Source organism: Mesorhizobium sp. USDA 4132 (genome assembly GCF_056279545.1).
Genome location: NZ_JBWCCP010000003.1, coordinates 96,918 through 120,538, shown reverse-complemented (window position 1 = coordinate 120,538; position 23,621 = coordinate 96,918). Strand labels below are relative to the sequence as shown.

Here is a 23,621-nt window from a genome sequence, read left to right as displayed (position 1 = left end):
GTCCATGTCAGGAGACACCGGCGAATCCTCGATTGAGAGACAGAGTTTTGCGAAAGGCGACGACGAAGGTGAGCGTTGCGGCGAGAAGCACCGTCGAGAGTGCGCCCGCGAAAGCCCAGTCGAGCGTCTCGGTGGTTTGCTGCCCGATGAGCGTCGCCATCAGCATCGTGCGTGGCCCCCCGACCAGGGCCGGCGTCACATAGAAACCGAGTGCCAAAATGAAGGTCATCAGACAGCCCGCAAAAACACCCGGCAGGCTCAGCGGCAGCATGACCCGCCAGAAGACACTTAGGCCCCCTGCCCCAAGGTTTCTCGCGGCCTGGCCAAGTTCATTCGGGACGGCGCGCACGGCCGCGAAGATCGGCAGTATCGTATAAGGCAGGAGCACATGGGTCATCGCCATGATAACCGCCCCTTCCGTGTAGATCAGGCGCAAAGGCTCGGTGATCCAGCCCAGGTCCAGAAGGAGCTCATTCACAACACCCTTGCGCTGCAACAGCACAATCCACGCGTAGGACCTCACCAATGTCGAGGTCCAGAGCGGGATGAGCACGCATACCGTGGTCAGGGCCGCCCACCTGCGTGGCAGTTTCGCCATCGCAAATGCGATCGGATAGCCGATAATGAGGCTCGCAATCGTCACCGCAAACGCGATCTCGAACGTCCGCAGCAAAACCGTCAGATAAAGCGGTGAGCGAATGAGCCGTCGGAACTGCTCAAGTCCGAACTCGGGTGCGAAGAAACTCCCGAGCAGCAGCTTGCCGACGGGATAGAGGAAGCCGAAACCCATCAACAGCACGAGCGGAGCGATGAGTATCAGGGAGAGTGTTTTCGAATAGCGGCGTGCAGAGCCGGTCCGGGGCCTGCGCTTGATCCGTTGGGTCGACGGGGCATCGATGGAAGCGGTAGCGGTCATTGAACAGGCCCCGCAAGCTCCGGAAACAGCCTTACGGCAGAGGGCGCGATTGCGAGGTCGACCTTCTCGCCCCGCACGAATGTCGCCTGTCCGATGAGCGAGGGAACCAGGACCTGAACCGGCGCCTCCCCCTGCCCCTCGATCTGGACGAGGATCACATGCGCCTGGCCAAGGAAGATGACCGCGTCGACCGTCCCTCGCAGCACGACACCGCTCTGGTGACCAGGTTCGAAACGTTGCCTGATGGTGATATCTTCGGGCCTGACCGCGACGCGGACCCGCCCGCCCGCCCGGTATTTTTCTGCCTCTCCATTCAAGACCAGATCGGACGGGAGAGTGGCATGCCCCGATATTCGCACTCGAAAAGTGCCATGGTCGCTTCCGACAAACTCCCCCTTCAGGAAGTTCATCTTGCCGACGAATTCGGCGACAAAGGATGTGGCCGGTCTTTGATAGAGGTCGAGTGGCGATCCGACCTGTACCAGTCGGCCCTCCGACATCACCGCGATCCGATCGGACATGGTCAGGGCTTCTTCCTGGTCATGGGTGACGTAGACCACCGTGACGCCGACCCGGTTTTGAATTCGCTTGATCTCGATCTGCATGGTTTCGCGAAGTTTCTTGTCGAGCGCACTGAGCGGTTCATCCATCAGCAGGACCGGCGGCTCGGCGATCAGTGCGCGGGCGACGGCGACCCGTTGCTGCTGCCCACCCGACAGTTGCTGCGGATAGCGGCCTTCAAAGCCGGTCAACTGGACAAGACCCATCATGTCGGATACCCGACGATTGATCTCTTTGGTTGCAACGCTTCGCATTCTCAGTGGAAAAGCGATGTTCTGCTCTACAGTCATGTGAGGGAAAAGCGCATATTTCTGGAACACCATGCCAACGGCGCGCCGGTTGGGAGCCAAATACGTAATGTCTCGAGACCCAACACGAATCTGTCCGGAATTCGGGAACTCAAACCCCGCGATCATCATCAGCAAGGTCGTCTTGCCAGATCCGGATGGCCCCAGCAGCGACAGAAATTCGCCCGCCTTCACGGAGAGAGAAACATCCGAAACGACAGATTTGTCGCCGAATTGCTTTTCGATCCCCAGTATATCGATAGGTTCTCCGTTCAATGTCGGTTTTCCTCCACAAGATTGAGCGAGTTCTCGGCAATGACAGAGCCACACGTTCCGAAAACAAAACGGCCGATGATCGCAAGAAGACGCAATGTGTCCGCGCTCCCGCAGCCGGACGTGCCGTCGGCGGGTTGGTTTTATTCCCCTGCGCACGTTCGACGTGCTTGTTCGTTTGTCAGATGTAACGTCTATACATTTGGGATTTTTTTGTTGCAACAAAATTGTGGTGGTGGAGAAAAAAACTTTGGCAGGACCTTCAATGGAAGAGTCTGATGGACTGGTCGGCGGCTCGAGCAAGGTGATGGGCCTTGGTGATCGTGCTTACGCGGATCTGAAGGAAAAGCTTGTGCGCGGGGCCTATCCGCCGGGCCATAAAATCACCGTCCGGGCGGTCGCCGAGGAACTCGGCTACGGCACGACGCCGGCGCGCGATGCGCTCAACCGCCTGGTTGCCGAGCGTGCACTGGTCTTTTCCGGTCCGAAGACAGTCGTCATCCCGACGCTGTCGCTCGCGGAGCTATATGAAGTGACCCAAATGCGCCTACGCCTCGAGGGATTGGCCGCGGAAAGGGGTGCGATTGGCGCCGGAGCGGCTGACATCGCTCGATTGGAGGTCTTTCAGGGCGAGATCGATGCCGCGCTGGCGGAAGGGCGGTATGCGGATGCGCTCTGGAGCAACAAGGAGTTTCACTTCCATATCTATGGTCGCGCCAACATGCCGATGCTGCTTGCAACCATCGAGACGCTCTGGCTTCGCGTCGGCGCGGCATTCAACGATCTCTATCCGGAATTCGCGATCTCGAAGTACGGAATTCAGAACCATCGTGCTGCGCTGGAAGGGTTCCGTCATCAGGATCCTCAGGAGGTCAAGGCCGCGATCGAGACCGATATTCGAGACGGATACCGCCGCCTGCGCCAGGCATTGAGCGACCGCGCTCCAAAAAAATAGAACTTTGCCTCCGAATTTTGTTGCAACAAAAATAGAATCCTGTTTCTTTTGTTGCATCAAAGCGGCAAGCCTGCCGCCCGGAGGTCAACATGCAACTGGCAATACCAAGGCCGGGCGGCTCGCCCGGAGAAATTTCTGCGCAACTCGCACAAAGGGCCACACGGGTCTTCCCGGGAGGCATCACACGCAACACGGTGGATCGGGATCCCGGCCTTTACTACATCGGCTGGGGCCAGGGCGCCCATCTGCATGACGTCGACGGCCTGCAATTCCTCGATCTCAACAATAATTTCACGACGCTGATCCACGGGCATGGGTTCGAACCTGTCGTCGATGCCGTGACCAGGATCTTGCGGGATGGGACCTGCTATTCGAACCCAACAGTCCATGAGATCGCATTGGCGGAGCTTTTGTGCGATCGCGTGCCAGCGGTGGAGCAGGTCCGCTTCGTCAATACCGGCACCGAGGCCGTGATGTTTGCGATCAAGGCGGCTCGCGCCCTGACGAGCCGGCCAGGTGTTGCCAAGATCGAAGGCGCCTATCACGGCGCCTATGACTGGGCGGAAGTCGGCCAGATGGGAAGCCCGATCACCTGGGGCCCCCCGGACAATCCTTGCCCGGTCCCTGCCTATAACGGCCAGCCAAGCGTGGTCTTGGATGACGTTGTCGTTCTGCGGTTCAACGACATCGAGGCCGCCGTTAGCCGGATCAAGGCGAACGCATCGAGGCTTGCATGTATCCTCATCGATCCCATGCCGAGCCGAGCCGGGCTCATGGCGCCGGACCCGGCCTTTCTGGAGGCCGTGACGCGGGTGGCGAGGGAAAACGGGATATTGATTGTTGCCGACGAGGTCCTGAACCTCAGGCAGGGTTATGAAGGCGCATCCGCCCGGTTCGGTCTTGATCCTGACCTTGTCGCGATGGGGAAGATCATCGGCGGCGGATTTCCGATCGGTGCGATCGGCGGAAAACGAGGCTCTATGGCGGTGTTCGGGACCGCACTCCTGTCGCAGGGAGGAACCTTTTCCGCAAACCCGGTCTCCATGGTCGCTGGCCTTGAGGCGATGCGGGCGATGACCAGAGACAATTTCAATCGTCTTGAAACGCTTGGCGAGGGTCTGCGGGCGAGGCTGCAAGCTTCGATCAAGAACGCCGGGGCGCCGTTCAGCGTGTCCGGCTCCGCCTCGCTTTTCCGCATCCACCCGAAAACGGCGGCTCCTTCCGAGTATCGAGAGGCGTTCCTCAGTTCACAGGAAAACCGGGCGATGACCAGGCTCGACTATTTCATGAAGGACCATGGCGTGCTGATGCCGAAAGGTGCCGCCTCGTCCCTCTCCACTGCGATGAACACAAGCGACGTCGATCTCGTCGCGGACACATTCGAAAAGTTTCTCGACACCCAGGATTTTCAACATGACGAGTGAGTTTGAGACTGTCGCACAGCGCGCAGCGCTGGCGCTGCGCCGCCATGACGTTGAGGTCATCTTTGGCCAGAGCCTCCCTTCGGCGGTGATCCTCGCCGCAGAAGCGCTTGGCATCCGTCAGATTTCCTACCGCCAGGAAAACATGGGCGGTGCCATGGCCGACGGTTACGCCCGCATGTCCGGACGTGTGGCCGTCGTCGCCGCGCAGAACGGACCGGCCGCGACCTTGCTGGTACCGCCGCTTGCCGAAGCGCTAAAGGCTAGCATTCCAATCGTGGCCCTTGTTCAGGAAGTGGAGCGGGACCAGGCAGACCGCAACGCGTTCCAGGAGCTCGACCATATCGCTCTTTTCCAATCATGCTCGAAATTCGTCCGGCGCGTCGTGACCGAGGACCGCATCGACGACTATATCGACATGGCCTTCACGGCGGCAGCGTCAGGTCGTCCAGGGCCTGCGGTGCTGCTCCTCCCGGCCGACCTGTTGCGGCAGGGGGCGGCAGCGCCACTGGTTCGACGAAGCGCAAATCTCGGATATTGGCCGCTGGACAAATTTCGACCGTCGGATGAGCAGATCATCGACCTCGCCGAACGAATTGCCAGGGCAGAAGCCCCTTTGGTCATCGCGGGCGGTGGCGTTCATGCGGCCGATGGACCGCATGCCCTGGCGCACCTGCAGGACCTCGCCTCGTTGCCCGTCTTTACAACCAATATGGGGAAGGGCGCGGTAGACGAGTTCCATCCCCTGTCCGCGGGGCCGATGACGCTGATGGGACCCCTGTCGCTAGGTGCACGGACACGTCGGCTCCTCGAGGAGGCGGACCTTATCGTCATGGTCGCGACCCGCAGCAACCAGAATGGTACCGACAGCTGGCGCTTGATCCCGCCGACTGCGACTATCGTTCACATCGACATTGATCCGGTCGAGATCGGCAGGAACTACGAGGCCATCCGACTGGTCGGTAGTGCGGCCGAAACGCTGAAATCGCTTTGCATCGCCTTGAAGAAGGTCGATCTCTCAACCCGTAGAAAAAACAGGCGCGGACTGGAAGCCGCCATCGCAGAAGCCTGGTCGGCCTTTGCTCGGGACCGTCTCTCGCTGGTGGAGCAGAACGGGCGACCGCTCCGGCCTGAAGCGGTGATGAAGGAACTGCAAGAACGAATGACCGCGCAGACAATCGTGGTCGCAGACGCGAGCTATTCATCAATGTGGATCGTCGGGCAATTGCGATCGCTGCGAGCCGGCATGCGCTTCCTTGCGCCGCGTGGCCTTGCCGGCCTCGGCTGGGGTCTGCCCCTCGCACTCGGTGCAAAAGCCGCAAGGCCTGGGCAGCGCGTTATCGCGGTCGTCGGCGATGGTGGGTTCGCCCACAGCTGGGCCGAACTCGAGACACTGGTGCGCTCAAGGTTGCCCGTCACCATCCTTCTTCTGAACAACGGGATACTTGGGTTTCAGAAGCACGCCGAAACTGTGAAATTCGGAGAATATACCAGCGCCATCCACTTTCACGACGTTGACCACGTCAAGATTGCCGAGGCATGCGGCTGCCCGGCCGTGAGTGCACACTCGATCGCGGATGTGTCCGCGGCGCTGGACAGGGCGTTCGAGACGGATGGGCCTCTGCTGGTCGAAATCATGACAGACCCAGATGCTTTCCCGGCGCTGTCGCTGTTTGCCGGACTTGAGGTGGCCGCGTGATGGCGACGCCTGTCTCGCCATTTGCCCCTGTCTCGCAGATTGCCATTGTCACCGGCGGAACATCGGGCATTGGGCTCGCCTGCGTCCGGAGGCTGTTGTCGTCAGGCTATCGGGTCGCCCTGTTCAGCCAGCAGAGCTATCGCGTGGACGAAGCAAAAGCCCTGCTCACGAGCTATTTCGACAGGGACAATGTCATCGCTGAAACGGTCGACATACGTAACGTCGGTGCAATTGCCCGGTTCGTTCGAATGGTGATAGACCGCTGGGGCACGCCCTCGGTGCTGATCTGCAGCGCAGCATACTCTCCAAAACGCAACGGCGCTCCGGCGCGGTTCGATGCGATTGCCCTTGAGGAATGGAACGACGTTCTGTCCGTCAATTTGACAGGGGCCATGGTGTGCTGCCAAACGGTTGTTCCGGCCATGGCATCACAGGGTTTTGGCCGCATCGTCTTCATCGGGTCGGTCGCAGCACGCACCATGCCGCGGATCGCCGGCGCAAGTTATGTCGCCTCGAAGGCGGGACTTGCTGGGCTGGCGCGCACGCTGGTCAACGAATATGCAGGTCGCGGCGTGACAGTGAATACGATTGCCCCCGGCCGGATCCTGACAGAGATGACCATGCCCAGCGACTCACCTGCAAATCGGGCAGCGCTTGCACGGATTCCCGCTGGTCGGCTCGGCCAACCTGACGATGTCGCGGCAGCCGTCGAATTCCTAACATCCGCATCGGCGGGCTTCATCAACGGCGCCATCCTGGACGTGAACGGCGGCGAGTTCCTGCCGACATAAGCATCAAAGGAGGTCCTCAACAGCTGTCCGACTCGAGTTCGCACGGTTGTTGAGATCCCGAACGAGGCCTGGAAGCGCGCCAATGATAAGGCGCGTGTGCCGTTCGGCTATGCGAACGGCATGATCACGGCGACTGTCGCGCAAAACTGCCGCAAGTTCATCAAGTAGCGAAACCGCTTCACGAATTGCCGAGTTGGACATCAGCCCGTATTGGCGAATGGGTCCGGTGCGCGCACTGAAAGCGGCCGTGTTGCGAACAACCCTTCGATTCCCAGAGAGTCCCGCGATTGTCCGATATATTCCCTCGACGTGAGCGCTTATCTCCGCCGCCTGCAGCTCTTCTATCACCGGCCCACCGTCCCAGAGTTTTCCTGGGCCGACTGCCGACTTCTCCAGGACGCCGCTCCCCCTCGCCTCGATCGCATATTTCATCATGACCATTGCGAATTCGTAGTCGGCGGTGAGTTCCTCAGAACTCAGGAACAGCGTGTGATAGCCCCGCCCTCTGATGAATCCGACTACCTCCTCATTCGCAAGCCGGATGAGCGCTTCTCGCACCGGCGTGGTGCTGATTTTTAATCTCGCCGCAACAAGTCGGATGTTGAGAAAGGAACCTGGGGGCGAGCGGTAGTGATTGAGCGCGGCTCGGATCCTGGCATAGGCTTCGGATACTTTATCTTGCGACGAGCTCTTATAGAAATCCTGCGCCAAGTCGAGCTAATCCATTCTTGCGGTCTCGCTCAAGCCCTCCGACCGAATTCGCAAAAAACCGTATCCCGTGGCGAAGGGCTGGCCTGTTTTCAGCTCCAATTATATCGAGTTCCGAGCGACCTTCACTTGTAGGATTCGACAAGCGCCAGGCCGTCATTTTCCAGTCGACTGCCGGAAATCAAAAGCCTTGGCCGCTGGAGAAGGAATGACCTTTTATCACGAGACCCTTCATCTTGGACGCGACCTCAGCCGATATGCCGACCGCAAGGCACTGATCGCCGTGCTCGAAAACCGCACCCATTGACCTCCGAGTCGCGTCAAGAGCTGGAGCCCCGGCCGAACCAAACCTGCTGGCTGAAAACTATCCGGCGACATTTGGGCCAATTTTCAAGCTACGGCGCAGGCACCAGTGTGCTGTCAGCTTCCCGCAGGGTCTCCAGGCATTCAGGCCGAACAGCGAGAGGCTGCGTAGGTCACGTCAAAGCCGGTCGTTGTCACCCGCGACGGCCGATGGCTGTTGCGGCGCGCTCTCGTTCAGCGTGTGCTGATCTGGCGTGAGGTCCAGCTTCCCCCAGATTGATGTCTTCCGATCGGTCTGTTTGAGCTTCCGGGCATGCTTGATTTCGACGATAAACGGCTTTGTCTGCTGACGCATAAATCCTCCAGGCGACGAATCGCAGCTCGACAATATCGCGTTGATGTGAGGAGGCAACTGCCTCTGCATTCGCGTTCGTCGCGTCCGAAGCGGACAGGTGATTTAGAGACCGAACAACGGGATCGCTGGCAGACGTTCCGGCACGGCAATGCGCTGATGAGGCGCCGTGTGCTAACCCCTCCAACCGCTGTAATCGGCCACATCTCCGCGGGCTCGATGAGGCATGTCTGATCGGAGACCGGCTTCGCCTCGATCGTTCTCCCGCAACGGCCGTCCCCAGCTTTCTTCCCCTGCGAACTGCGTTCGCATTCCTCGCGGGGCAACAAAGCCGCCTCCGGCCGCCCTCTACTTCGTTTCGGCCCCAAGGTGCGGTCCGATCGTCGCCGATCCTTGCGACAGCCATCGAGGCCGCGAAGGGCGCGGCTCGAAACATCCGAAAGGAACTTGGACATGGCTACCATCGGCACGTTTACCGCAAACGAAAACGGCTTCACCGGCTCGATCCGCACCCTCGCACTCAACGTCAAGGCCCGCATCGCCCGCGTCGACAACCCCTCCGAAAAGGGTCCGCACTTCCGCATCTACGCCGGTAACGTTGAGCTGGGCGCGGCCTGGCAGAAGCGCTCCAACGAGAGCGACCGCGACTACCTGTCCGTCAAGCTGGACGATCCGAGCTTCTCTGCCCCGATCTATGCCAAGCTCACCGAGCTCGAAGACGAGGACGGCTACCAGCTGATCTGGTCCCGCCCCAACCGGGACTGACAATCCCACCAAGGCCCCGCCACATAAGGCGGGGCCAGACCCGCGAATGGCATCGGCCGGAGACCTGTCGCGGCATCCAGGTGAGGCAAACTGCGGAACAAGTGCCAAAAAGCCATAGTTTAAGGTGGTCTATCTCGTCTGAATCGGCCGCAATCTGCGGGCCGTCGGTGGATGGGCCCAACACCACCCAGGACGGCCCGGAGGCGGTAACCCGCTCTACTGAAGCTCTCGCGCCGCACCTTCCAGCGTACCTGTTGAGTCGCGAGGGCATACCCCCGTCCCCTCTCGCGAAGCCCCTTTCGCGAACTGACTCAATCTACCTCATCTTAAGCAGGTGCCTTCGCTTGCCAACGGCGTCCGTGACTCTATCTCCCTCCCGATGATCGACGTTCCTGCCCCCACCGTCGCGGCCGGCGACGAGAACCGCCACCTGTTCTGTCAGATGGCGATCGAGATCCCGCTGCAGGATCTGATCCAGGCCGCAGTGAAGGCCGGATGGGACGAGCCCGAGGTGCTGACGGCGATCATTGAGGTGGCTGACAACCTCATGTTGGCGCATGGCTCGAACGCGGAGCTGCATGCTCTCCGGAAGGCGCTCAAACGGAAGCTGGAATAAACTTCCTAGACGGGAAGAACCGAGGAACGAACCGATCTGGTGCGGCTGCCTCAGCCTGTTCGATGTATAACAGAAGGTAGCCGAAATTGAAGCTCGTTACCGCCGTGGTCAGCCTCTCGCTTTCATTTGCGATTTCAGCCCCAGCCAAGTCCCAGCGCCTCGAGCCTGGGGGTTTCAGCCAGCAATGTGAGGCTGAACGTATGCTGCTAGAAACCTGGCGGCAAAAAGGCGTGGTTTATATCGTCGGCTACAAAGATTCAGGCGGCGTCATGTTCGTTCACACCAATGCCTGGCGTCGTATAACGAGCCACCTACAGTCGCGTCTGGCGCTCGCGGCCTACTGCCCCATCGGGTCAAAATTCGGGAGCGGACGATTGGACATCGGGGGGCGCATTGGGCCAGTCTTCGGTGCAGTAGTCGATGGGCGTTGGCAGAAACGCAAGGAGACACATTGAGCGCTTACGGCGCAGGCTGGGCCATGGGTGTCAGCGCCTTCCATCAGCCAGACGGGACTAACCTCAAAGAGAAGCCCGCCGAAGCGGGCTGAGTTAAGGGACATTTTTGGCGGAGTAGTCTGGAACGCAGCGGAACGGTGAAGTGGTGATGGATGGAAACGGCCGCTACGTCTGTTTTTCAAACCTCGCCGGAAGAAAAACGTTCCCGTGCCTCGTGCCTATATCGTCGTCGCCCCCCGATTTTGGGAGTTCTTCCGTCGCCGTGCGTGGCTATACCTATAAGGGTGTTTCGCCGAGGGAGACGGAATGGAGTTGGTTGTATTTGGGTATCAGATCGTGCCTGGCCGCGACGAGCCGCTGGCCTTCGCGGCTTCCCTTGAGGAATGCCAACGCGAAGCCGTGGCGGAGCGTGAAGAGCTTCGGCGGAATGACCCAGATCTCGAAATGCTGGGGGCGATGGCGATCTACCGGCTTACCTTGGCCTGGCCTGATACCGATAGGTTGATTGCCGTGCTGAACGAGAAGACCTCGCTGCTTGACGCCATTGTTGTCGATCGCAAGCTTGTGGGTCTTGTGGCTGACTAATTCAATGTTCTGGGGCGGCTGCTTGTAAGGATCGGATGCGTCAGGCGCACCGTTGCCCCTCTCGGAGCTTCTGTGTCTCGGCTTCCCTATTGGTGCAGGTGGTACGACTGTCGGTCGGCCGCCGTCTCAGCCGACATGTTAGCCAAGATGATGACGTACTCATCGGCGGCGTCGGCGAGGATCAGTGCGATTTCCTGCCGGCTGAGCCCTTCCTGCTGAAGGTGCTCGATCATCTCCAGCATCGCGGCTTCGACCCTGAAGCGGTGCGCAGGCGGAGGTTCGTATGGTTCATCGGGTGTCTGAGTTCGCATATCCATGATCTGTTTCCCCATGTCAGGGGAGCATTGCACACCGGCGGCGGTCTGCAAGCAGATGCTTAACTAACGGTTAACGCGACCGCTCGGCTACTGCCCAAGTGAGACCGGCTCGAGCCATACCTGGATCGGGCATTTTCGGAGACCGGTGAGGAGGAGACCTCGTGGAGTGGGTCACTGGTGAACGCGGATGCTGACGGGGAACAGGCATAGGGAGACGCGCTGAAATCACCATCCACGTTCCATCCTTTAACAAGAGCAGTTCACAGAAGTTTCGGGCGCCTGGCAATTTTGTTGAAGATAGTCCGACCGCAAGGGTGCGGCTATGTGTCTAAGATCCGATAGTTGGCCCAGACGCTTCGAGATATCTCAACTTCGGTCGCCCATTCGGCGTCGGAGTCGTCGAGCAGAGTTAGAAACCCAATGTTGCTCTCGATGTCGTCCGGCGATCTATACCCTTGCTCGCACTCCTCGCAATGTCCGTAGACATCACCGGTTTCGATCTCTCGAAACAAAAAGAGCCGGCCGTTGTGACAATTCGGGCATTTGCCAGCGTGAAATTGCATCATGGCGCCTCGGAAGGTTGTCGCGAGCGCTTTCTCATGTCCGCATTCCATCAGCAAATTCTATCAAAAAGAATCCCTGTTGACTCATCCCCCAATGAGAACATAATTAGAACATCCGGCCGCCCGGTGTGGTGGCTATCCACATATTATCCACAGCTTGGGCACGCTTCGGCGTGAAGGACTAGCCATGCCTGAAACAATCGCACGCGCCCCAACCGACGAGCCCGTAGGCGGGCTCGAATACATGTGGGCGTTCGTTCGGCGAATTGATGATCCCAGCAAGGAGCTTCTGGCAGGGCTGGTAGAGCGGCGCGACCAATCGTTTGAGTATTTCCGGGCCGATATTTATGGCACCGACCCTGAAAGCGAGTGGCCTACAATGTCCTGGCTCGAGGTGGGGTTCAGTAAATCGACGGGTGACTACCGCATCCTCTGGAAAAGCGGAATGGAGCCAACTCCGGAACTTCCGGACAATCTGCTCACCGATTGGGGCAACGGTACCGGCCCAGAAGATGCGCTGGAGCAGCTCACACAACAGATGAAGGAGGAAGGTCGGCCGCTGCTGGGAGTATGCACTGTCGAGCGCGTTCGCGACGGCGTGCGCGGTTATCGGGATGCTCCCAGGATCATCGGCTTCGACTTCAATCCGGGCCTACGCAAGGACCCTAAATGATAGAGTTCAAGCCAAACCGAGCGGCCAGCTCTCCCAGCGAACCGGCGCGATCCGCACTGCCAAATTCTGCGGTCGAAGTTGAACCCGTACCCGATGTAATCTCGGTTGAAGCGGACGGTAACGCTTGTTCCATTCCCGCACCCCTGGAGCTTTCCTCCGACCTGCCGCCGAGGAAACCGGCGAAGCGCCGTCCCGCTGCACTCAAGAAACCGCGCGCTATCGAACGGCTCGATGCCGACACAGCTCCCCTTATGCTCAATCTGGACCCATGACGATCATGCTGCCCGAACCACAGACGCAATCCGAGATCGACATCCAATGGGAAGTCGAGGCAGTGCTCGCCTGGCACGATGAGGACGCCAAAGCGGCAATCGCGACATTGCTGGAGGATAACAGGCATTTGCGAAAGCAATTGGCGTTGGCGGAGTTCGCGGGGAGCCGAGGTTTCGCCCGGGGCTGGCGGCCGCGTTATGAGCGGTGATTCGTGCCCAGCGTAGAATACAAAGGCGGCGGCCATCCCTATTCTGAAGCCAAGATACCCCGGTTGCTCGGCGCCCACCAGAACGGGCAGTTCGTCAAGGTGACCTGCAAATGGTGTCGTCCCCAGATTACAAGAAATTATCGTCCCATGGACATCGCCCAGCTTGTCGGCGACCGCCACGTGATGGAACTTCAACATCGCTTCCGTTGCGAAAAATGCAGAAGGAACGATTATATGGAAGTGTCCTTCGAAATGGTCATTGGCGATAGGATCAAGGGATTTCCTGTTCGGGAACTCGTCGAGATCAGGACCGTGAAGCGGCCGGTTTGGCGCGATATCAAATTGTAACGGTGAGAGCGGATGTGCAACCTCTACAACGTCACCACGAGCCGCGAGGCTGTCCTTCAGTTTACCAAGTCCTTTCGCGATAAGGCTGGTTGGAACCAGCCCTCGCTCGATGTCTATCCTGGCTACCAGGCGCCGGTCGTGCGCGTCGGAGAGGACGGGCAGCGGGAAATCGCCAGCCTAACATGGGGGATGCCATCGCCGCCGGCCTTCGTGAAAAACTACGACCCCGGCGTCACCAACATCCGCAACGTCAGCTCGCCGCACTGGAGACGCTGGCTCGGCCCGACCAGCCGCTGCGTGGTTCCGTTCACGTCTTTCGCGGAACCGGACCCTGCCAGGAAGGTCATGGGCGGCCGCGTGCCGAACGCCTGGTTCGCCGGCAGCGAGGATCGCCCCTTGATGTTCTTCGCCGGTTTCTGGACGCCGTGGCGGGGTATTCGCAAGGTTCGAGACGGGGAGCGGGAATATGAGCTGTTCGGCTTCCTGACAACGGAGCCCAACGAGATCGTTTCTCCGATCCACCAGAAGGCAATGCCGGCTATCCTCACCACTCCGGAAGAGGTCGACCTATGGCTCACGGCGCCATGGGAGGAGGCCAAGCATCTGCAGCGGCCGCTACCGGGGAACATGTTGGTTATCGTGGAGCCGCCAACCAGTCCGATTGAAGAGGTCCCGACTTTGCTATGACTGACGATTGGACTCACACGATCTAGCCGCTCCCGTGCAGATCAATGGAAGTGGGAAGCCCGCGTCAATCCCCGGAACCGCGGGCTTTCGCAGCCGGGGCTCTTCTCTGCCCGGCCTATTCCCGAACTTTAAGCCAATGGCGCAGAAGGGATCAATTCACTCAAAGGGCTTATTGAGGTGGGTAAGCTGAAGTCGCGACGTCAAGAAGACTTCCCTTCAGTTCACCGGATAGAGCAGCACTCGAAACCTTCCACCGACGCTAGAAAATGCACGGGCTCAGAAACTGCGCCGTAGGGACAGTAACCAGCATCTCCTCGATGGTTCGTGAGTTGGGTGCCCTTCCAGCCAGAGCGCCGCGATATCGGAACAAAGTCAACAACCCGGAGTTATCTGCCCAGCAAGGGGATCAATCATGGGCACATATGTTCTAGTTTTCCTGGTTTTCGCTGGCATCTTTGCGCTGGCCACCGTCATTGCTTATCTCACCTGTCCGCCACTTCCTGACGACTGAGGAGCACTAGAGGCTCACGGAACAAATTAACCTCTGTCGCATTCTAGGGATGTCGCGAGGGCAAAGTCCCCGTCCCTCATTAGATTGTTCGTCGCCCCACGAACAGCTCTCGCGACACCCTCACTCCAGATGCGCCAATCCGCCACATTCCATCAGCTTGCACTCATGGATGCCGCCCGCCATATCGATGCCGCGGGCGCATCGCCGGATACTCTCCTATCCGCGTGCCCGTCGCCCGGCACAGGGATCAAGCACGGTCTGTGTCGGGCTCCTCTGGGATCTCCACCACACGTCCGAGCTGGTGAAGGTAGGCGATGATCTCATCCTTGAGATGGTCTCTTTCGCCGAATGCCGAAGAGACAAGCTCGATCCGGCGGTAAGCTTCTCTGTCCGTGGGATCGACTGGTTCAACGACAACATATCCAGTTGTCCCAATCGCCTGGACGTTGCTCCCGGCCTCGATCATGGTAGCCACGAAGGCTTCTATTTCTTCTTTGGTCATGCTGGCAGTTGAGCATATCGTGGCTCCGGCGCAACCCTCAGATCTGAGAGGCACTCGCGCAGCCGATTTGCTACTCACGATCTACTGCTGCACCTTGACTCCCGTAAGGAGGGTGAGAATGGTAGTTTCATGAGTCCTGACCGCGTCAATGAATGCCTGCGCCATATCCGCTGGACGCCAATCAACCTGGCGTCGGCCTTGCAATGTGATCTTTCATGGATTGAAGCGCTGGAAACGGGAAACGAAGAGGTGCCCGCTGGCCTTGCAGCTTGGCTGGAAACGCTCGCACAGGAACATGAAGCTCTCCCACCACCAACCACCTACCGGCGCCAGGGGGCAAGACTTTGACGACGACGGCCGGATCACGCTTCGATATCCGCAAAGACAGCGACTCGACGTGGGAGATATTCGACACTACCACCGGCCGGACCGTGTTCATCGGCGGAAAACCGTATTTCGACCTTCCGCAAGACAGTGCCGACACCTTGGCCGACTTCATGAACTCGGTGGGCATGGTTCCCGACACGGACACACTGCATTGAGCTCGACGACCGATTTCATCGCGGAACTAGTCCGGGCCGCCAATGAGGTTGAGAAGCTACAGGGGGAAGAAGCTCGCCGCCTGCTCAACCGCGCGATAACGACGATCCGCGACATGCGGGAGACAATCGGGATACCAGGCGGCCATACCGCGGCCGACGCCGTTATCGACCTGCAGACGGCAGCCGTGGCCTTGGGCAATCGATCCCATGAACAGATCAAGACGGCATTGCTCGATGCCGCCAGCATGATCCGCGACCTGCATATTGTGCTGGATACGGGGACAGAGATCCAGATCGACCGGAAAAGCCCCTGACCTATGTTGGGAGGCCGGAGGGTGCCGTCTGTTTCCTCTATCGTTACGCCACCTCTGACTTAGCGCTCCGCCCCTCCAAAATTTGATTGCTCAAGCGCCGCGCAAGTTTCCCTCGCCAAATAAGCTCTGGCTAAATTAGGGAGGCGCCGATGACTTATGAATGGGATGCGGAACGTTTTCTTATGGTTCGTTCGAAAAAGAGGAACGCCTGCGTCAGCCTGATCGCCATAGCTACAATACTCGTTTACAGGGCGCTGATTTGAGCGGGAGCAGCGCGATCTTTGAGCCGGCACAAGGAACCGTTCAGCACTCGAACGGTTAGAACATCATCAGGAGGCCGGGAAAGCTCACATCGCCAAGGACATCTGGGGCGACCAAGAACTTTCCCGGGAGAACGGACGCAGTGCGACCGCGCTCTACTCCCGACATGGGGCCCTGCCAGTTTGTCCTGCTGGTGGGGCTTTTTCGTGCTTGCTCCCCGTCCGTCGCTTTGCGCTTGTCGATCTGGCCAGGGCAAGTGGCGATAGCCGGCCGGAACGAAAATAGCCCCGCAGTCGGTGAAGGCTACGGGGCTACAGGTCCGCTGTGGATCGCAGACGGAATATGCTCACGAACTCAAGGGGTGGTCAATGCGGCGGCCGGTCCTGCTGTGGTGCCTCCATGCGTTGCAATATCTCCTCCACGACCTGAATGTCCGTGGCCTGCTTATTGAAGCCGGTCTGGAGGTCCTTGATGAAAGACATGATGCTGACGGCAGACTGTTCGGCAACGGTCACGCGATAGGTGAGGTTGTCGATCTTTCGGTCAACGTCATCCCCGCGGACTTCTTCAGCGCGAAGACGTTCATTGAAGCTGGCTTCCCGAGCTCTCGTCTCAGCAAGACGCTCCTTGTGGTAATCCTCATGTGACAGGCGCCATTTCATGAGATCTTCGATATCCCGTGTCGTGTTGGCCCAAATATAAACACCGCCGGCCAACATGCCGACGAGCGTCAGCAGGTTCAGGATCGTGTTGAGGTTCCACTCCAGCCTCGGTGATCTCCTCGGAAGCTGCATGCCATCAATCCCTGTCATCAGCCGTGCTGCCCTTTCATATGCTCATGCGTAAAATGCCCTTCAGTAGTGTCGAGGGGCAGAGATTTGCCGCGCGCTTTGCCGGCGAGAAGGTGTTTCGCGAGGGTCCTTCACGGTCGTGGGGGAAATGACGTTTCCAAGCTCGCATTTATCTTGGAACGAAATTCTCCGACTGAGGTTGGGGAGCATTGGCAGAGTCGCCAACAATCAGGAGGAAATCCATGCTGAAGATTATTTCGGTTTCGCTCGTGTCTATTGGTCTCGCTACCGGTATCGCTTTTGCTCAATCGGCATCGAACCCAAGTTCGAGCAATCAGCAAAACCAGTCCACCGATTCTGGAAAGCCCGATCCTGGTCCGATGCACCCGCCGCAGAAGATGGACAATACTGTCACCAATTCGACGCGCACCAATTGCGCTCCCAATCTGGCAACAAAGGGCTCCGTAACGACGCCGAACAAGGAGGGCCAGGCTTCGACAGCTGTTGAAGGCGCCGCTGGCACCAACACCAATGGTCAGTCTTCAGACTGCTGAACCTCCATCAAATGTCTCAAAAGGCCGGCCATGTGTCGGCCTTTTTGTTGGAACGAATTCAACGGGACACGGCGACAGGGTCGGCCTTCAAGGCCAGTCTGCTTATCGGTTGTGCCCGCCTGGGTTAGTGGAAAGCCGGCAGGGGGCGGGACTGGAAAGAGTCAACAACAACCGCCATAATTGCTCGCATGAACATAGAACTCTCCGCACTTGAAGAACGCGCCGAAGCGCAAGAACACATGGCCGAAGCGCTCCGCATCCTGAACGCCGCCATTCGACGAACCCACAGAGCCGGCCTCTCAGTCCGGGTCGAAGTCCTGACCATGTACTCCCGGGAGGGAACCCTGCCGCAATTGGAGCTGGGCACCCTGGACCGGCAACGCGGGGCGATCTAACTATCCGCGGGTGACTGAGCGGAATTAAGGTTACCTTGTAACCTCACTCCGCAGATCACGTTGCCGCTTTTTGCCAAGGCGATAAAACGCCCTCGTTTGGGGGCTTATCATGTCAAGACGTAGAGCAAACTCGGTCCGCAGCTTTAGAGTTTCCTATCGCGCCCGATTGAGGAACCCTGTCAGAAATGCTCCGGAGCCACGGAGAGTAGTCCTCCTTGTCCTGCATGTTGGACGCGTCGGCGAAGCTTATGTTCTGCCCAACGCTGCCCCAGAAGGGGACGCAGGGATGTGGACATTGACCGCTAATCACCAACACTCCACACAGGTCATCGGAGACCCAGCCTCTCTTTGATAGAACTGGCTACCGCAGTGGCCCCTCTGGCCATACCCCCCTGCGGGAGAGGCCTGGCACGGTATTTCTGCCGCTGCGGGCCTCGCTGAGATCCGAGATCGACTTACCGATCCTTCGGTCGTGGGTGGCGACTGGCTGGGAGCACCGACAGCGATTCGTTGAAGACATCGCAACAACGGGTAGCCGCGCGGGACAGTTGGCCCTTCGACGCAGTGACCTGTTGGGCGCCGCTCTCGTGCATCAGTCTCGCGAGATAATGCGCGATGTGGGAAGTTCAACCCAGCCCCGGCGCCAACTTGTCGAGCGCGACGAGGACACAGTTCATATTGCCGTCGTTGACTCGCGATTCTGCGGCCGCGCGGAGGGGTGTTTCAAGATTGGACACCCGGTGATGAGCACGGATGCGTTCGTTAACGACGCCGGCACTTAGTCAGAACATTCGACCTTGACCCGTGTTGATCCCTCAGCCTGAAGGAGGTCGCAATGAAACACCTTTCGACAACCGTGGCTGTGGCAGCGCTCGCTCGCGGCGCTTGCTTTCGTCGGGCTGCAGTTCATCGCTTTTTCTGACGACATGTCGTCCACAGCAACGCGGCTACTTCAAGTGGCGTAACCTGAATGGGGGATGTGCTATGTCAGGTTATCTGCGATGTTCCCGCCGCCAAGAGACTGTCGAGGGCTTGAACGGGAAAAACGGGCGAGCCCTCTTCTTGAACCTGTTGTGCTGCGTCGGGTTGAGGGCCTGCACCCTGGCGGACCAGTGCGGGCCCTTTTGGCCAAGCGCTAAGTGCCACATCCTCTTACCAGCATCAGGTTATTCCCTCCTCGATCTTTACCATCTTCTAAATAGCGACTCGACTCCGTGGCTACCCAGTGGTTCACTTTGGGGCAGTGGGTGCGTGAGGCGGGTTGATGGCTTATGAGTGGGACGCGCGGCGAGCACGACGTGCCAATGCGATCAAGATGATTTCGGCTCTGCTGCTCGGCGCGGTAGTTGCGGGTATACCTGCCTGGATTGTTGCCAAAGCTCTAGATCTTTGAGTAGTCAGCGGCTGAGGCCTATTTTCGGAATCAGCTTCGCAACTACGCCAGTGTCGTTGGCGGTCGGTAGCCGCGAGAACGTTTTTGTTTCACCAGTTCTAGGAACCGTTGAACTGCTTCCTCCTCTCGCTCGAACACGTGCTGCTTCTCTTGTCCATGCTTACCGATCCGTCCCCAACGCCGGGTGAGGCAGGCCTCTCCGAACAATGTCTGTCCGATCTGCATGGCGTAGTACCGCGCCATGTTTTTCGCAGGATCCGAACGTTCGATATAAAGCTGGTAGGGTTGCGCGATCATGCCGGCATCATCGTCACACGCGATCGGGGCGTCCAACGACATATGTGAATCGATTGGAGGCGGTCGATTCATTTCCGTGATCAATGAGTTTGGTCGAGGCGATGGCTAAGTGATTTCGCCACTATCCAATACTCTTCGTTTTGCCTCAACCTATTGTACCGGGACCATCTTGGTAGAGCGTCGCGCCGGCCCGAAGTGTGGCCGGCGACATGGCGCGCGGGAGCATTTTGGGGGTGTCATGGGAAGCGGCCTTTCCCCCCGAATGTCTGTCGCAAAGATCGTTCGCGCTGTTCAGGCCATTCGCGCGTTGAGCGGAGCGCGCTCTATGCCGCGGGCACGGAGCCGGCCTGCGCCCGTCTCCGCCGATTCCGGAAACGATCGCTTGTCCAATCGGGTGGCTGCGCACCCGACTCGGAGGCCCGTTCCGGACCGCATGTTTGTTTCCGCCCCCATGACAGCAGTGCCCGAGCCGGTCAAGCGGCCCGTGAAGCCGGCACATCTTCCGCACCAGTCCGGCCTTTGGCCGGACCCGTGAAGATCCCCCGCCTTCCGCACCACGCCGCTTGACAGTCCCGTTCGCCGCCGCGGGGCGGGCTTTCGCCCTCCCCCCTCTGTCCGGGGGAATGTCAGAGGCCATTCCCCGGAAAGATCGGGAAGGCTTCGCCCGAGGGGCTTGCCCCCTTTGGGATAGCAACGGAAACCTTGGAGACAGACAATGAGCATTTACACCGAGACCGCACGTTTCGACACTGGCCGCGCGCTGACCGAAACCGAGATGCGCCGTGTGGCGCCGTCGATCTTCGCCGTGACCGCCCATGAGAGCCGGTCCGAGCGTTTCAAACCCATCCCGACCATCGAGGTGCTTCGCGGCCTAATGAACGAAGGCTTCATGCCGGTCGGCGCCAAGCAGTCGCGAAGCCGGGCGGAAGGCAAGGCGGATTTTACCAAGCATCTTATTCGCATGCGCCGCATCGACGACGGAAGGATTTACAATGTCGGCGACACTGTTTGCGAAATCTTGCTCAAGAATGCCAATGACGGAACCAGCGCCTACGAACTCATGGCCGGGCTTTTCCGAGTCCGTTGCCTCAATTCCTTGGTTACGCAGACCGGCACCATCGATGCCATCAAGGTTCGCCATTCCGGCGATGTGCAGCACAAGGTCATCGAAGGCACGTATCGTGTTCTCGGTGAGGCCGAACGCACCCTTGCTGCCCCGCAGGACTGGTCGACCTTGCAGCTGAACCATGAGGAAGCCGGTATTCTCGCGGACGCCGCCCATGTTTTGCGCTTCGGAGACAACGATGGCGAAACGGCCACACCGATCAAGGCGCAGCAGTTGCTTGTGCCCCGTCGCCACAACGACCGTGCCAACGATCTCTGGACCGTCTGGAATGTGGTTCAGGAGAACGCGATCAAAGGGGGGCTGAGGGGTGTTGGCCGCGATGATCTCGGCAGGCCTCGGCGTGTGAAGTCCCGCCCGGTGAACGGCATCGATCAGGATATCAAGCTCAACAAGGCCCTTTGGTTGCTCGGCGAACGCATGGCCGCGCTGAAATCGTGACCGGGATCGCGGGAGCGCCGTCGGCATTGGCGGCGCTCTTACCCACCACTACCATATCGGAGGATATACCATGAAGCCCGCATATCCCATCGTCATCTCCAATTTGCGCGAGATCACCGGCCATGTTCGTCCCATGGCGTTGGCCAATGCAATTCACGCTCGCGTCTCCTCATCGTGGGGCGGCACGTTTTTCATCACCTTAAACAACATTCGCGACTGCATTGAAGCTGGTGACCGATGGTTTGAGGAGGAGGTTCCGGAAGGGTTCCGGGTTTCAACCGATAGCGGCTTTTCCTGCATCGTTCGGGATCGCCTTGGCTTTTGTTCAGTCCCCCGCACGAGCGAACATTCCGGGAGGGATCAGAAATGACGAAACTTTGCACTCTCACAAGGAACATGCTGCCCTTTTGGCTTACGCCTTCGAACGCGGCCGATGCTGGAAGGCCAAGCTGCGCGACAACCGGATGAGTGCCGACTCGACCGGCATCTTGCAGGCGTTGCGCAATTCCTATGGTCCGAGCTGGCTGGCCTCCTATTCCATCGCCAAACAGCTGCGATCATCGGCAGACGTTGCCCGCATGATCACCGTGGCTGCCGATAATGGCGACATCTACGAAGCGACGAAAGAGTGGATCAACGAACCGTGGACGATCAATTATCCCGAATGATTGGATCGCTTTTCGGGATCGGAAACGGAGTTGCGGGCGCATATCCGGCGACTGATCTCCAGGGGACCGGCGGCGAAGATCGCGCCGTAACCCGATCGTGCCAAAGGGACGCCTGATCGCAGCGGTCGGGCGTCTCTTCCATGTTCTATGGTACGACGAGACCGGGAGGGTGCTCGGCGGCTGCCTTTCCCGAGCCGCTATCCAAGCGGCGCGGGCTAGGAGCGAAGGAAGGGACGAGGGGTGCCCCTGGCGCCCCACCCCTCGGAGCTCCCCGCCCTCCCGTGAAAAACGGAACGCGAAGAGCGGGGGCAGTCGGTCCCGCTTCCCCTTCGGGCCACTCTGTTGAAGCTCCTGCGGCTGCCCTTTGGCCCGCTCTTCGCGCGTCGAGAATTCCCGAAATCCCGGACTGCGTCCGGCGCTATGCTGATTTCTCCGATGCTCTTCATTGTTTCCGGCTCGCGCCGGGCTCGCTTTACGTTGTGCCTGCATGGTCGGTGGCGTCTTCCCGAACCTGCAGAATACGGTCGACAAGGCCCCACTCCACTGCCTCTTCCGCTGTCATGAAGCGGTCGCGGTCCATCGCGCGCTCGAATTCGTCATAGGAGCGGCCGCAATGCTCGGCATACAGCCGTGTCATGCGGTGTTTCGTTCGCCTCATTTCCTCGGCATGGATGAACACGTCCGATGCCTGTCCCTGAAAGCCGCCTAGAGGCTGGTGAATATGGATGCTGGCGTTTGGAAGCGCAGTGCGCTCGCCCGGCTCGCCTGACATCAACAGGAACGAGCCCATCGAGCGGGCGGTTCCCATGCAGAGCGTGTGCACCGGTGCGCGAATGTAACGCATGGTATCGTACATCGCGAGACCGCTGGTCACGACGCCACCTGGCGAATTGATATAGAGATGGATCGGTCTCTTGGGGTTTTCAGCCTCAAGAAACAGCAATTGTGCGCAAACGAGCGCCGATACGGTGTCGTTTACCTCGCCGTTGAGGAAGATGATCCTCTCGCGAAGCAGACGGGAGTAGATGTCGAAGGATCGCTCCCCTCTCGAGGATTGTTCTACGACCATGGGGACGAGCTGCAGTGCTTCGCGCATTGGCGAACTCCAATCGTTTGAGACTATGACGGGTAAGGCCGGCCGCGTCAGGCGGCGAGCATGAGGGGCGGGCTGTTGGCGTTGGCCACGGATCTCGACAGCCGCTCGACGGTGGCGCCGGTCAGTTCATGGATGATCCGCAGGCTCGTTCCACCCGCTGCATTCGGGGCGATCGTGAAGGTGACGAAGCTTTCGAGGAATGGCGGGGCGTCGTCGCGCAGCCTGTAGCGAACCCGCTCGCCGGGTGTCACGGAAACCGATTCCGGCTCGGCGAGCATGTCCTTCGGCAGCCATTTCTCCCGAAACTCCGCGATGCTGATTGCGCGCCAGACCTTTTCGGGCGGTGCATCCAGATCATAGCGCTGTTCGAACCCGCTTTCCTGCACCTCGGTCATTTGGTCGTTCATTGATCCATATCCTTCAGCAAGAGCTTGAGAGCGTCGATGCGATCCGGCCAGTAGGCGCGGTATTTGGCCAGCCATTGAGCGATCAGGGCGAGCCCATCCGGATCGACCTCGTAATTCACGAAACGGCCCTCCCGCTGTTCCCGCACCAGCCTGGCAGCGCGCAACACGGCGAGATGTTGGGACATGGCCGGTTGGCTGATATCCATGCCCTGGCGGAGCGCGCTGGCGTTCAAGCTGCCGGTTGCCAGCTTCTCGAAGATCGTGCGGCGGGTCGGGTCGGCGAGCGCGCGAAAAATGTCGTGTTCTATCATGCATATCACATAAGCACAGACTTATGTGATTCGCAAGTCTGCTTCGCGAACGGGCCGGAACTTCGTGGTGGCGAGATTCTCTCCGTCCCGCCTCGCCTGTGGTGCTGATCTTGGCGCGGCCAATCTTTCACGTAGCCGAGGCGCGATCGGCGGCCAAAGTCTGCGCGCAGCGCTGTCCATTTCGTTTTCCGACCGCAGCGGGCCGCAGGCGCGCGGTAGCCAAGCGGAGGAAACCCGCGCTCCCATATAGCGCCGTAGG

31 protein-coding genes are annotated in these 23,621 nt (G+C 59.3%); 20 read left to right on the top strand and 11 right to left on the bottom strand.

Going from position 1 to position 23,621, the window contains the following annotated elements; genetic code table 11:
* Nucleotides 1-7 precede the first annotated feature (7 nt).
* A complete protein-coding gene (locus ACZ9IU_RS31120) occupies nucleotides 8-916 on the bottom strand; it encodes an ABC transporter permease (RefSeq protein ID WP_051900771.1) in 909 nt (302 codons plus the stop codon).
* Nucleotides 913-2,040 (bottom strand): ABC transporter ATP-binding protein, encoded by a 1,128-nt coding sequence (locus ACZ9IU_RS31115; RefSeq protein ID WP_498957865.1) that lies wholly within the window; start codon nucleotides 2,038-2,040, stop codon nucleotides 913-915. Before ACZ9IU_RS31115 ends, ACZ9IU_RS31120 begins: the two co-directional genes overlap by 4 nt.
* 94 nt (nucleotides 2,041-2,134) lie before the next feature.
* Between ACZ9IU_RS31115 and ACZ9IU_RS31110 the strand changes: the two genes are divergently transcribed.
* From ACZ9IU_RS31110 to fabG, 4 genes are all read left to right on the top strand, one after another.
* Entirely contained in the window at nucleotides 2,135-2,992 is an 858-nt protein-coding gene (locus tag ACZ9IU_RS31110) for a GntR family transcriptional regulator (protein WP_498957861.1), read from the top strand.
* Nucleotides 2,993-3,081: 89 nt separating this feature from the next.
* Nucleotides 3,082-4,416 carry an aspartate aminotransferase family protein gene (locus tag ACZ9IU_RS31105; protein WP_498957860.1) on the top strand — a complete coding sequence of 445 codons (1,335 nt, stop codon included), beginning with the start codon at nucleotides 3,082-3,084 and terminating at the stop codon, nucleotides 4,414-4,416.
* On the top strand, nucleotides 4,406-6,112 hold the full coding sequence (locus ACZ9IU_RS31100) for an acetolactate synthase catalytic subunit (protein WP_040126018.1): 1,707 nt from the start codon (nucleotides 4,406-4,408) through the stop codon (nucleotides 6,110-6,112). Before ACZ9IU_RS31105 ends, ACZ9IU_RS31100 begins: the two co-directional genes overlap by 11 nt.
* Nucleotides 6,112-6,903 (top strand): 3-oxoacyl-ACP reductase FabG, encoded by a 792-nt coding sequence (gene fabG, locus ACZ9IU_RS31095; RefSeq protein ID WP_040126019.1) that lies wholly within the window; start codon nucleotides 6,112-6,114, stop codon nucleotides 6,901-6,903. Before ACZ9IU_RS31100 ends, fabG begins: the two co-directional genes overlap by 1 nt.
* A 3-nt stretch (nucleotides 6,904-6,906) precedes the next feature.
* Here the strand turns inward: fabG and ACZ9IU_RS31090 are convergent, their stop codons facing one another.
* Nucleotides 6,907-7,614, bottom strand: a complete 708-nt coding sequence (locus tag ACZ9IU_RS31090; protein WP_040126020.1) for a GntR family transcriptional regulator — start codon at nucleotides 7,612-7,614, stop codon at nucleotides 6,907-6,909.
* A 478-nt stretch (nucleotides 7,615-8,092) separates the two neighbouring features.
* A complete protein-coding gene (locus ACZ9IU_RS31085) occupies nucleotides 8,093-8,269 on the bottom strand; it encodes a hypothetical protein (RefSeq protein WP_173426787.1) in 177 nt (58 codons plus the stop codon).
* Between the two features lie 450 nt (nucleotides 8,270-8,719).
* Between ACZ9IU_RS31085 and ACZ9IU_RS31080 the strand changes: the two genes are divergently transcribed.
* The 4 genes from ACZ9IU_RS31080 (at nucleotide 8,720) to ACZ9IU_RS31065 (ending at nucleotide 10,687) form a co-directional block, all read left to right on the top strand.
* A complete protein-coding gene (locus ACZ9IU_RS31080; protein WP_040126021.1) occupies nucleotides 8,720-9,031 on the top strand; it encodes a DUF736 domain-containing protein in 312 nt (103 codons plus the stop codon).
* Nucleotides 9,032-9,410: 379 nt separating this feature from the next.
* Nucleotides 9,411-9,647, top strand: a complete 237-nt coding sequence (locus tag ACZ9IU_RS31075) for a hypothetical protein (protein ID WP_040126090.1) — start codon at nucleotides 9,411-9,413, stop codon at nucleotides 9,645-9,647.
* 86 nt (nucleotides 9,648-9,733) lie between these two features.
* Nucleotides 9,734-10,102, top strand: coding sequence for a hypothetical protein (locus ACZ9IU_RS31070; RefSeq protein WP_040126022.1), 369 nt, complete (start codon nucleotides 9,734-9,736; stop codon nucleotides 10,100-10,102).
* A 306-nt stretch (nucleotides 10,103-10,408) separates the two neighbouring features.
* Entirely contained in the window at nucleotides 10,409-10,687 is a 279-nt protein-coding gene (locus tag ACZ9IU_RS31065) for a hypothetical protein (protein WP_040126023.1), read from the top strand.
* 86 nt (nucleotides 10,688-10,773) lie between these two features.
* Here ACZ9IU_RS31065 and ACZ9IU_RS31060 read toward each other — a convergent pair whose 3' ends face one another.
* Entirely contained in the window at nucleotides 10,774-11,004 is a 231-nt protein-coding gene (locus tag ACZ9IU_RS31060) for a hypothetical protein (protein ID WP_157885379.1), read from the bottom strand.
* A 750-nt stretch (nucleotides 11,005-11,754) separates the two neighbouring features.
* Here ACZ9IU_RS31060 and ACZ9IU_RS31055 point away from each other — a divergent pair.
* The 4 genes from ACZ9IU_RS31055 to ACZ9IU_RS31040 all read left to right on the top strand — a co-directional run bounded on the left by ACZ9IU_RS31055 (nucleotide 11,755) and on the right by ACZ9IU_RS31040 (nucleotide 13,756).
* Complete coding sequence (locus ACZ9IU_RS31055; RefSeq protein ID WP_040126025.1) at nucleotides 11,755-12,240, top strand: hypothetical protein; 486 nt, start codon at nucleotides 11,755-11,757, stop codon at nucleotides 12,238-12,240.
* A gap of 268 nt (nucleotides 12,241-12,508) precedes the next feature.
* Nucleotides 12,509-12,721, top strand: coding sequence for a hypothetical protein (locus tag ACZ9IU_RS31050; RefSeq protein ID WP_040126026.1), 213 nt, complete (start codon nucleotides 12,509-12,511; stop codon nucleotides 12,719-12,721).
* Nucleotides 12,722-12,868: 147 nt separating this feature from the next.
* Nucleotides 12,869-13,069, top strand: coding sequence for a hypothetical protein (locus ACZ9IU_RS31045; RefSeq protein WP_040126027.1), 201 nt, complete (start codon nucleotides 12,869-12,871; stop codon nucleotides 13,067-13,069).
* A gap of 12 nt (nucleotides 13,070-13,081) precedes the next feature.
* Complete coding sequence (locus ACZ9IU_RS31040; protein ID WP_040126028.1) at nucleotides 13,082-13,756, top strand: SOS response-associated peptidase; 675 nt, start codon at nucleotides 13,082-13,084, stop codon at nucleotides 13,754-13,756.
* Nucleotides 13,757-14,514: 758 nt separating this feature from the next.
* On the opposite strand, the gene ACZ9IU_RS31035 is transcribed toward ACZ9IU_RS31040, so the two are convergent.
* Complete coding sequence (locus ACZ9IU_RS31035) at nucleotides 14,515-14,769, bottom strand: Y4lK-related protein (protein WP_040126029.1); 255 nt, start codon at nucleotides 14,767-14,769, stop codon at nucleotides 14,515-14,517.
* Between the two features lie 129 nt (nucleotides 14,770-14,898).
* On the opposite strand from ACZ9IU_RS31035, the gene ACZ9IU_RS31030 reads away from it, so the two are divergent.
* The 3 genes from ACZ9IU_RS31030 to ACZ9IU_RS31020 are packed head-to-tail and all read left to right on the top strand — an operon-like array spanning nucleotide 14,899 to nucleotide 15,625.
* Nucleotides 14,899-15,117, top strand: a complete 219-nt coding sequence (locus ACZ9IU_RS31030; protein WP_080719422.1) for a hypothetical protein — start codon at nucleotides 14,899-14,901, stop codon at nucleotides 15,115-15,117.
* Nucleotides 15,114-15,311: a hypothetical protein gene (locus ACZ9IU_RS31025; protein WP_040126030.1), complete on the top strand. Its 198-nt coding sequence runs from the start codon at nucleotides 15,114-15,116 to the stop codon at nucleotides 15,309-15,311. The genes ACZ9IU_RS31030 and ACZ9IU_RS31025 overlap by 4 nt, the downstream gene beginning before the upstream one ends.
* A complete protein-coding gene (locus tag ACZ9IU_RS31020) occupies nucleotides 15,308-15,625 on the top strand; it encodes a hypothetical protein (protein WP_040126031.1) in 318 nt (105 codons plus the stop codon). The genes ACZ9IU_RS31025 and ACZ9IU_RS31020 overlap by 4 nt, the downstream gene beginning before the upstream one ends.
* A gap of 626 nt (nucleotides 15,626-16,251) precedes the next feature.
* Here the strand turns inward: ACZ9IU_RS31020 and ACZ9IU_RS31015 are convergent.
* Nucleotides 16,252-16,698, bottom strand: coding sequence for a hypothetical protein (locus ACZ9IU_RS31015; protein WP_040126032.1), 447 nt, complete (start codon nucleotides 16,696-16,698; stop codon nucleotides 16,252-16,254).
* A gap of 221 nt (nucleotides 16,699-16,919) precedes the next feature.
* Between ACZ9IU_RS31015 and ACZ9IU_RS31010 the strand changes: the two genes are divergently transcribed.
* Nucleotides 16,920-17,231, top strand: coding sequence for a hypothetical protein (locus ACZ9IU_RS31010; protein WP_040126033.1), 312 nt, complete (start codon nucleotides 16,920-16,922; stop codon nucleotides 17,229-17,231).
* Nucleotides 17,232-17,419: 188 nt separating this feature from the next.
* On the top strand, nucleotides 17,420-17,626 hold the full coding sequence (locus tag ACZ9IU_RS31005) for a hypothetical protein (protein ID WP_040126034.1): 207 nt from the start codon (nucleotides 17,420-17,422) through the stop codon (nucleotides 17,624-17,626).
* Between the two features lie 1,435 nt (nucleotides 17,627-19,061).
* Here ACZ9IU_RS31005 and ACZ9IU_RS31000 read toward each other — a convergent pair.
* Nucleotides 19,062-19,358 carry a WGR domain-containing protein gene (locus ACZ9IU_RS31000; protein ID WP_040126036.1) on the bottom strand — a complete coding sequence of 99 codons (297 nt, stop codon included), beginning with the start codon at nucleotides 19,356-19,358 and terminating at the stop codon, nucleotides 19,062-19,064.
* Between the two features lie 673 nt (nucleotides 19,359-20,031).
* Between ACZ9IU_RS31000 and ACZ9IU_RS30995 the strand changes: the two genes are divergently transcribed.
* From ACZ9IU_RS30995 to ACZ9IU_RS30985, 3 genes are all read left to right on the top strand, one after another.
* The gene (locus ACZ9IU_RS30995) at nucleotides 20,032-20,880 is read left to right on the top strand and encodes a DUF932 domain-containing protein (protein WP_040126037.1); all 849 of its coding nucleotides are present in this window, start codon (nucleotides 20,032-20,034) and stop codon (nucleotides 20,878-20,880) included.
* A gap of 70 nt (nucleotides 20,881-20,950) precedes the next feature.
* On the top strand, nucleotides 20,951-21,250 hold the full coding sequence (locus ACZ9IU_RS30990) for a hypothetical protein (RefSeq protein ID WP_040126038.1): 300 nt from the start codon (nucleotides 20,951-20,953) through the stop codon (nucleotides 21,248-21,250).
* Nucleotides 21,251-21,287: 37 nt separating this feature from the next.
* Nucleotides 21,288-21,548 carry a hypothetical protein gene (locus ACZ9IU_RS30985; RefSeq protein WP_051900781.1) on the top strand — a complete coding sequence of 87 codons (261 nt, stop codon included), beginning with the start codon at nucleotides 21,288-21,290 and terminating at the stop codon, nucleotides 21,546-21,548.
* 472 nt (nucleotides 21,549-22,020) lie between these two features.
* Here ACZ9IU_RS30985 and ACZ9IU_RS30980 read toward each other — a convergent pair whose 3' ends face one another.
* Genes ACZ9IU_RS30980 through ACZ9IU_RS30970 form a run of 3 tightly spaced genes read right to left on the bottom strand, consistent with a single transcriptional unit; the run spans nucleotide 22,021 to nucleotide 23,362 of the window.
* Complete coding sequence (locus tag ACZ9IU_RS30980; RefSeq protein WP_040126040.1) at nucleotides 22,021-22,644, bottom strand: ATP-dependent Clp protease proteolytic subunit; 624 nt, start codon at nucleotides 22,642-22,644, stop codon at nucleotides 22,021-22,023.
* Between the two features lie 47 nt (nucleotides 22,645-22,691).
* Nucleotides 22,692-23,051 carry an SRPBCC family protein gene (locus tag ACZ9IU_RS30975; protein WP_040126041.1) on the bottom strand — a complete coding sequence of 120 codons (360 nt, stop codon included), beginning with the start codon at nucleotides 23,049-23,051 and terminating at the stop codon, nucleotides 22,692-22,694.
* Nucleotides 23,048-23,362 carry an ArsR/SmtB family transcription factor gene (locus tag ACZ9IU_RS30970; RefSeq protein ID WP_040126042.1) on the bottom strand — a complete coding sequence of 105 codons (315 nt, stop codon included), beginning with the start codon at nucleotides 23,360-23,362 and terminating at the stop codon, nucleotides 23,048-23,050. Before ACZ9IU_RS30970 ends, ACZ9IU_RS30975 begins: the two co-directional genes overlap by 4 nt.
* Nucleotides 23,363-23,621: the final 259 nt, after the last annotated feature.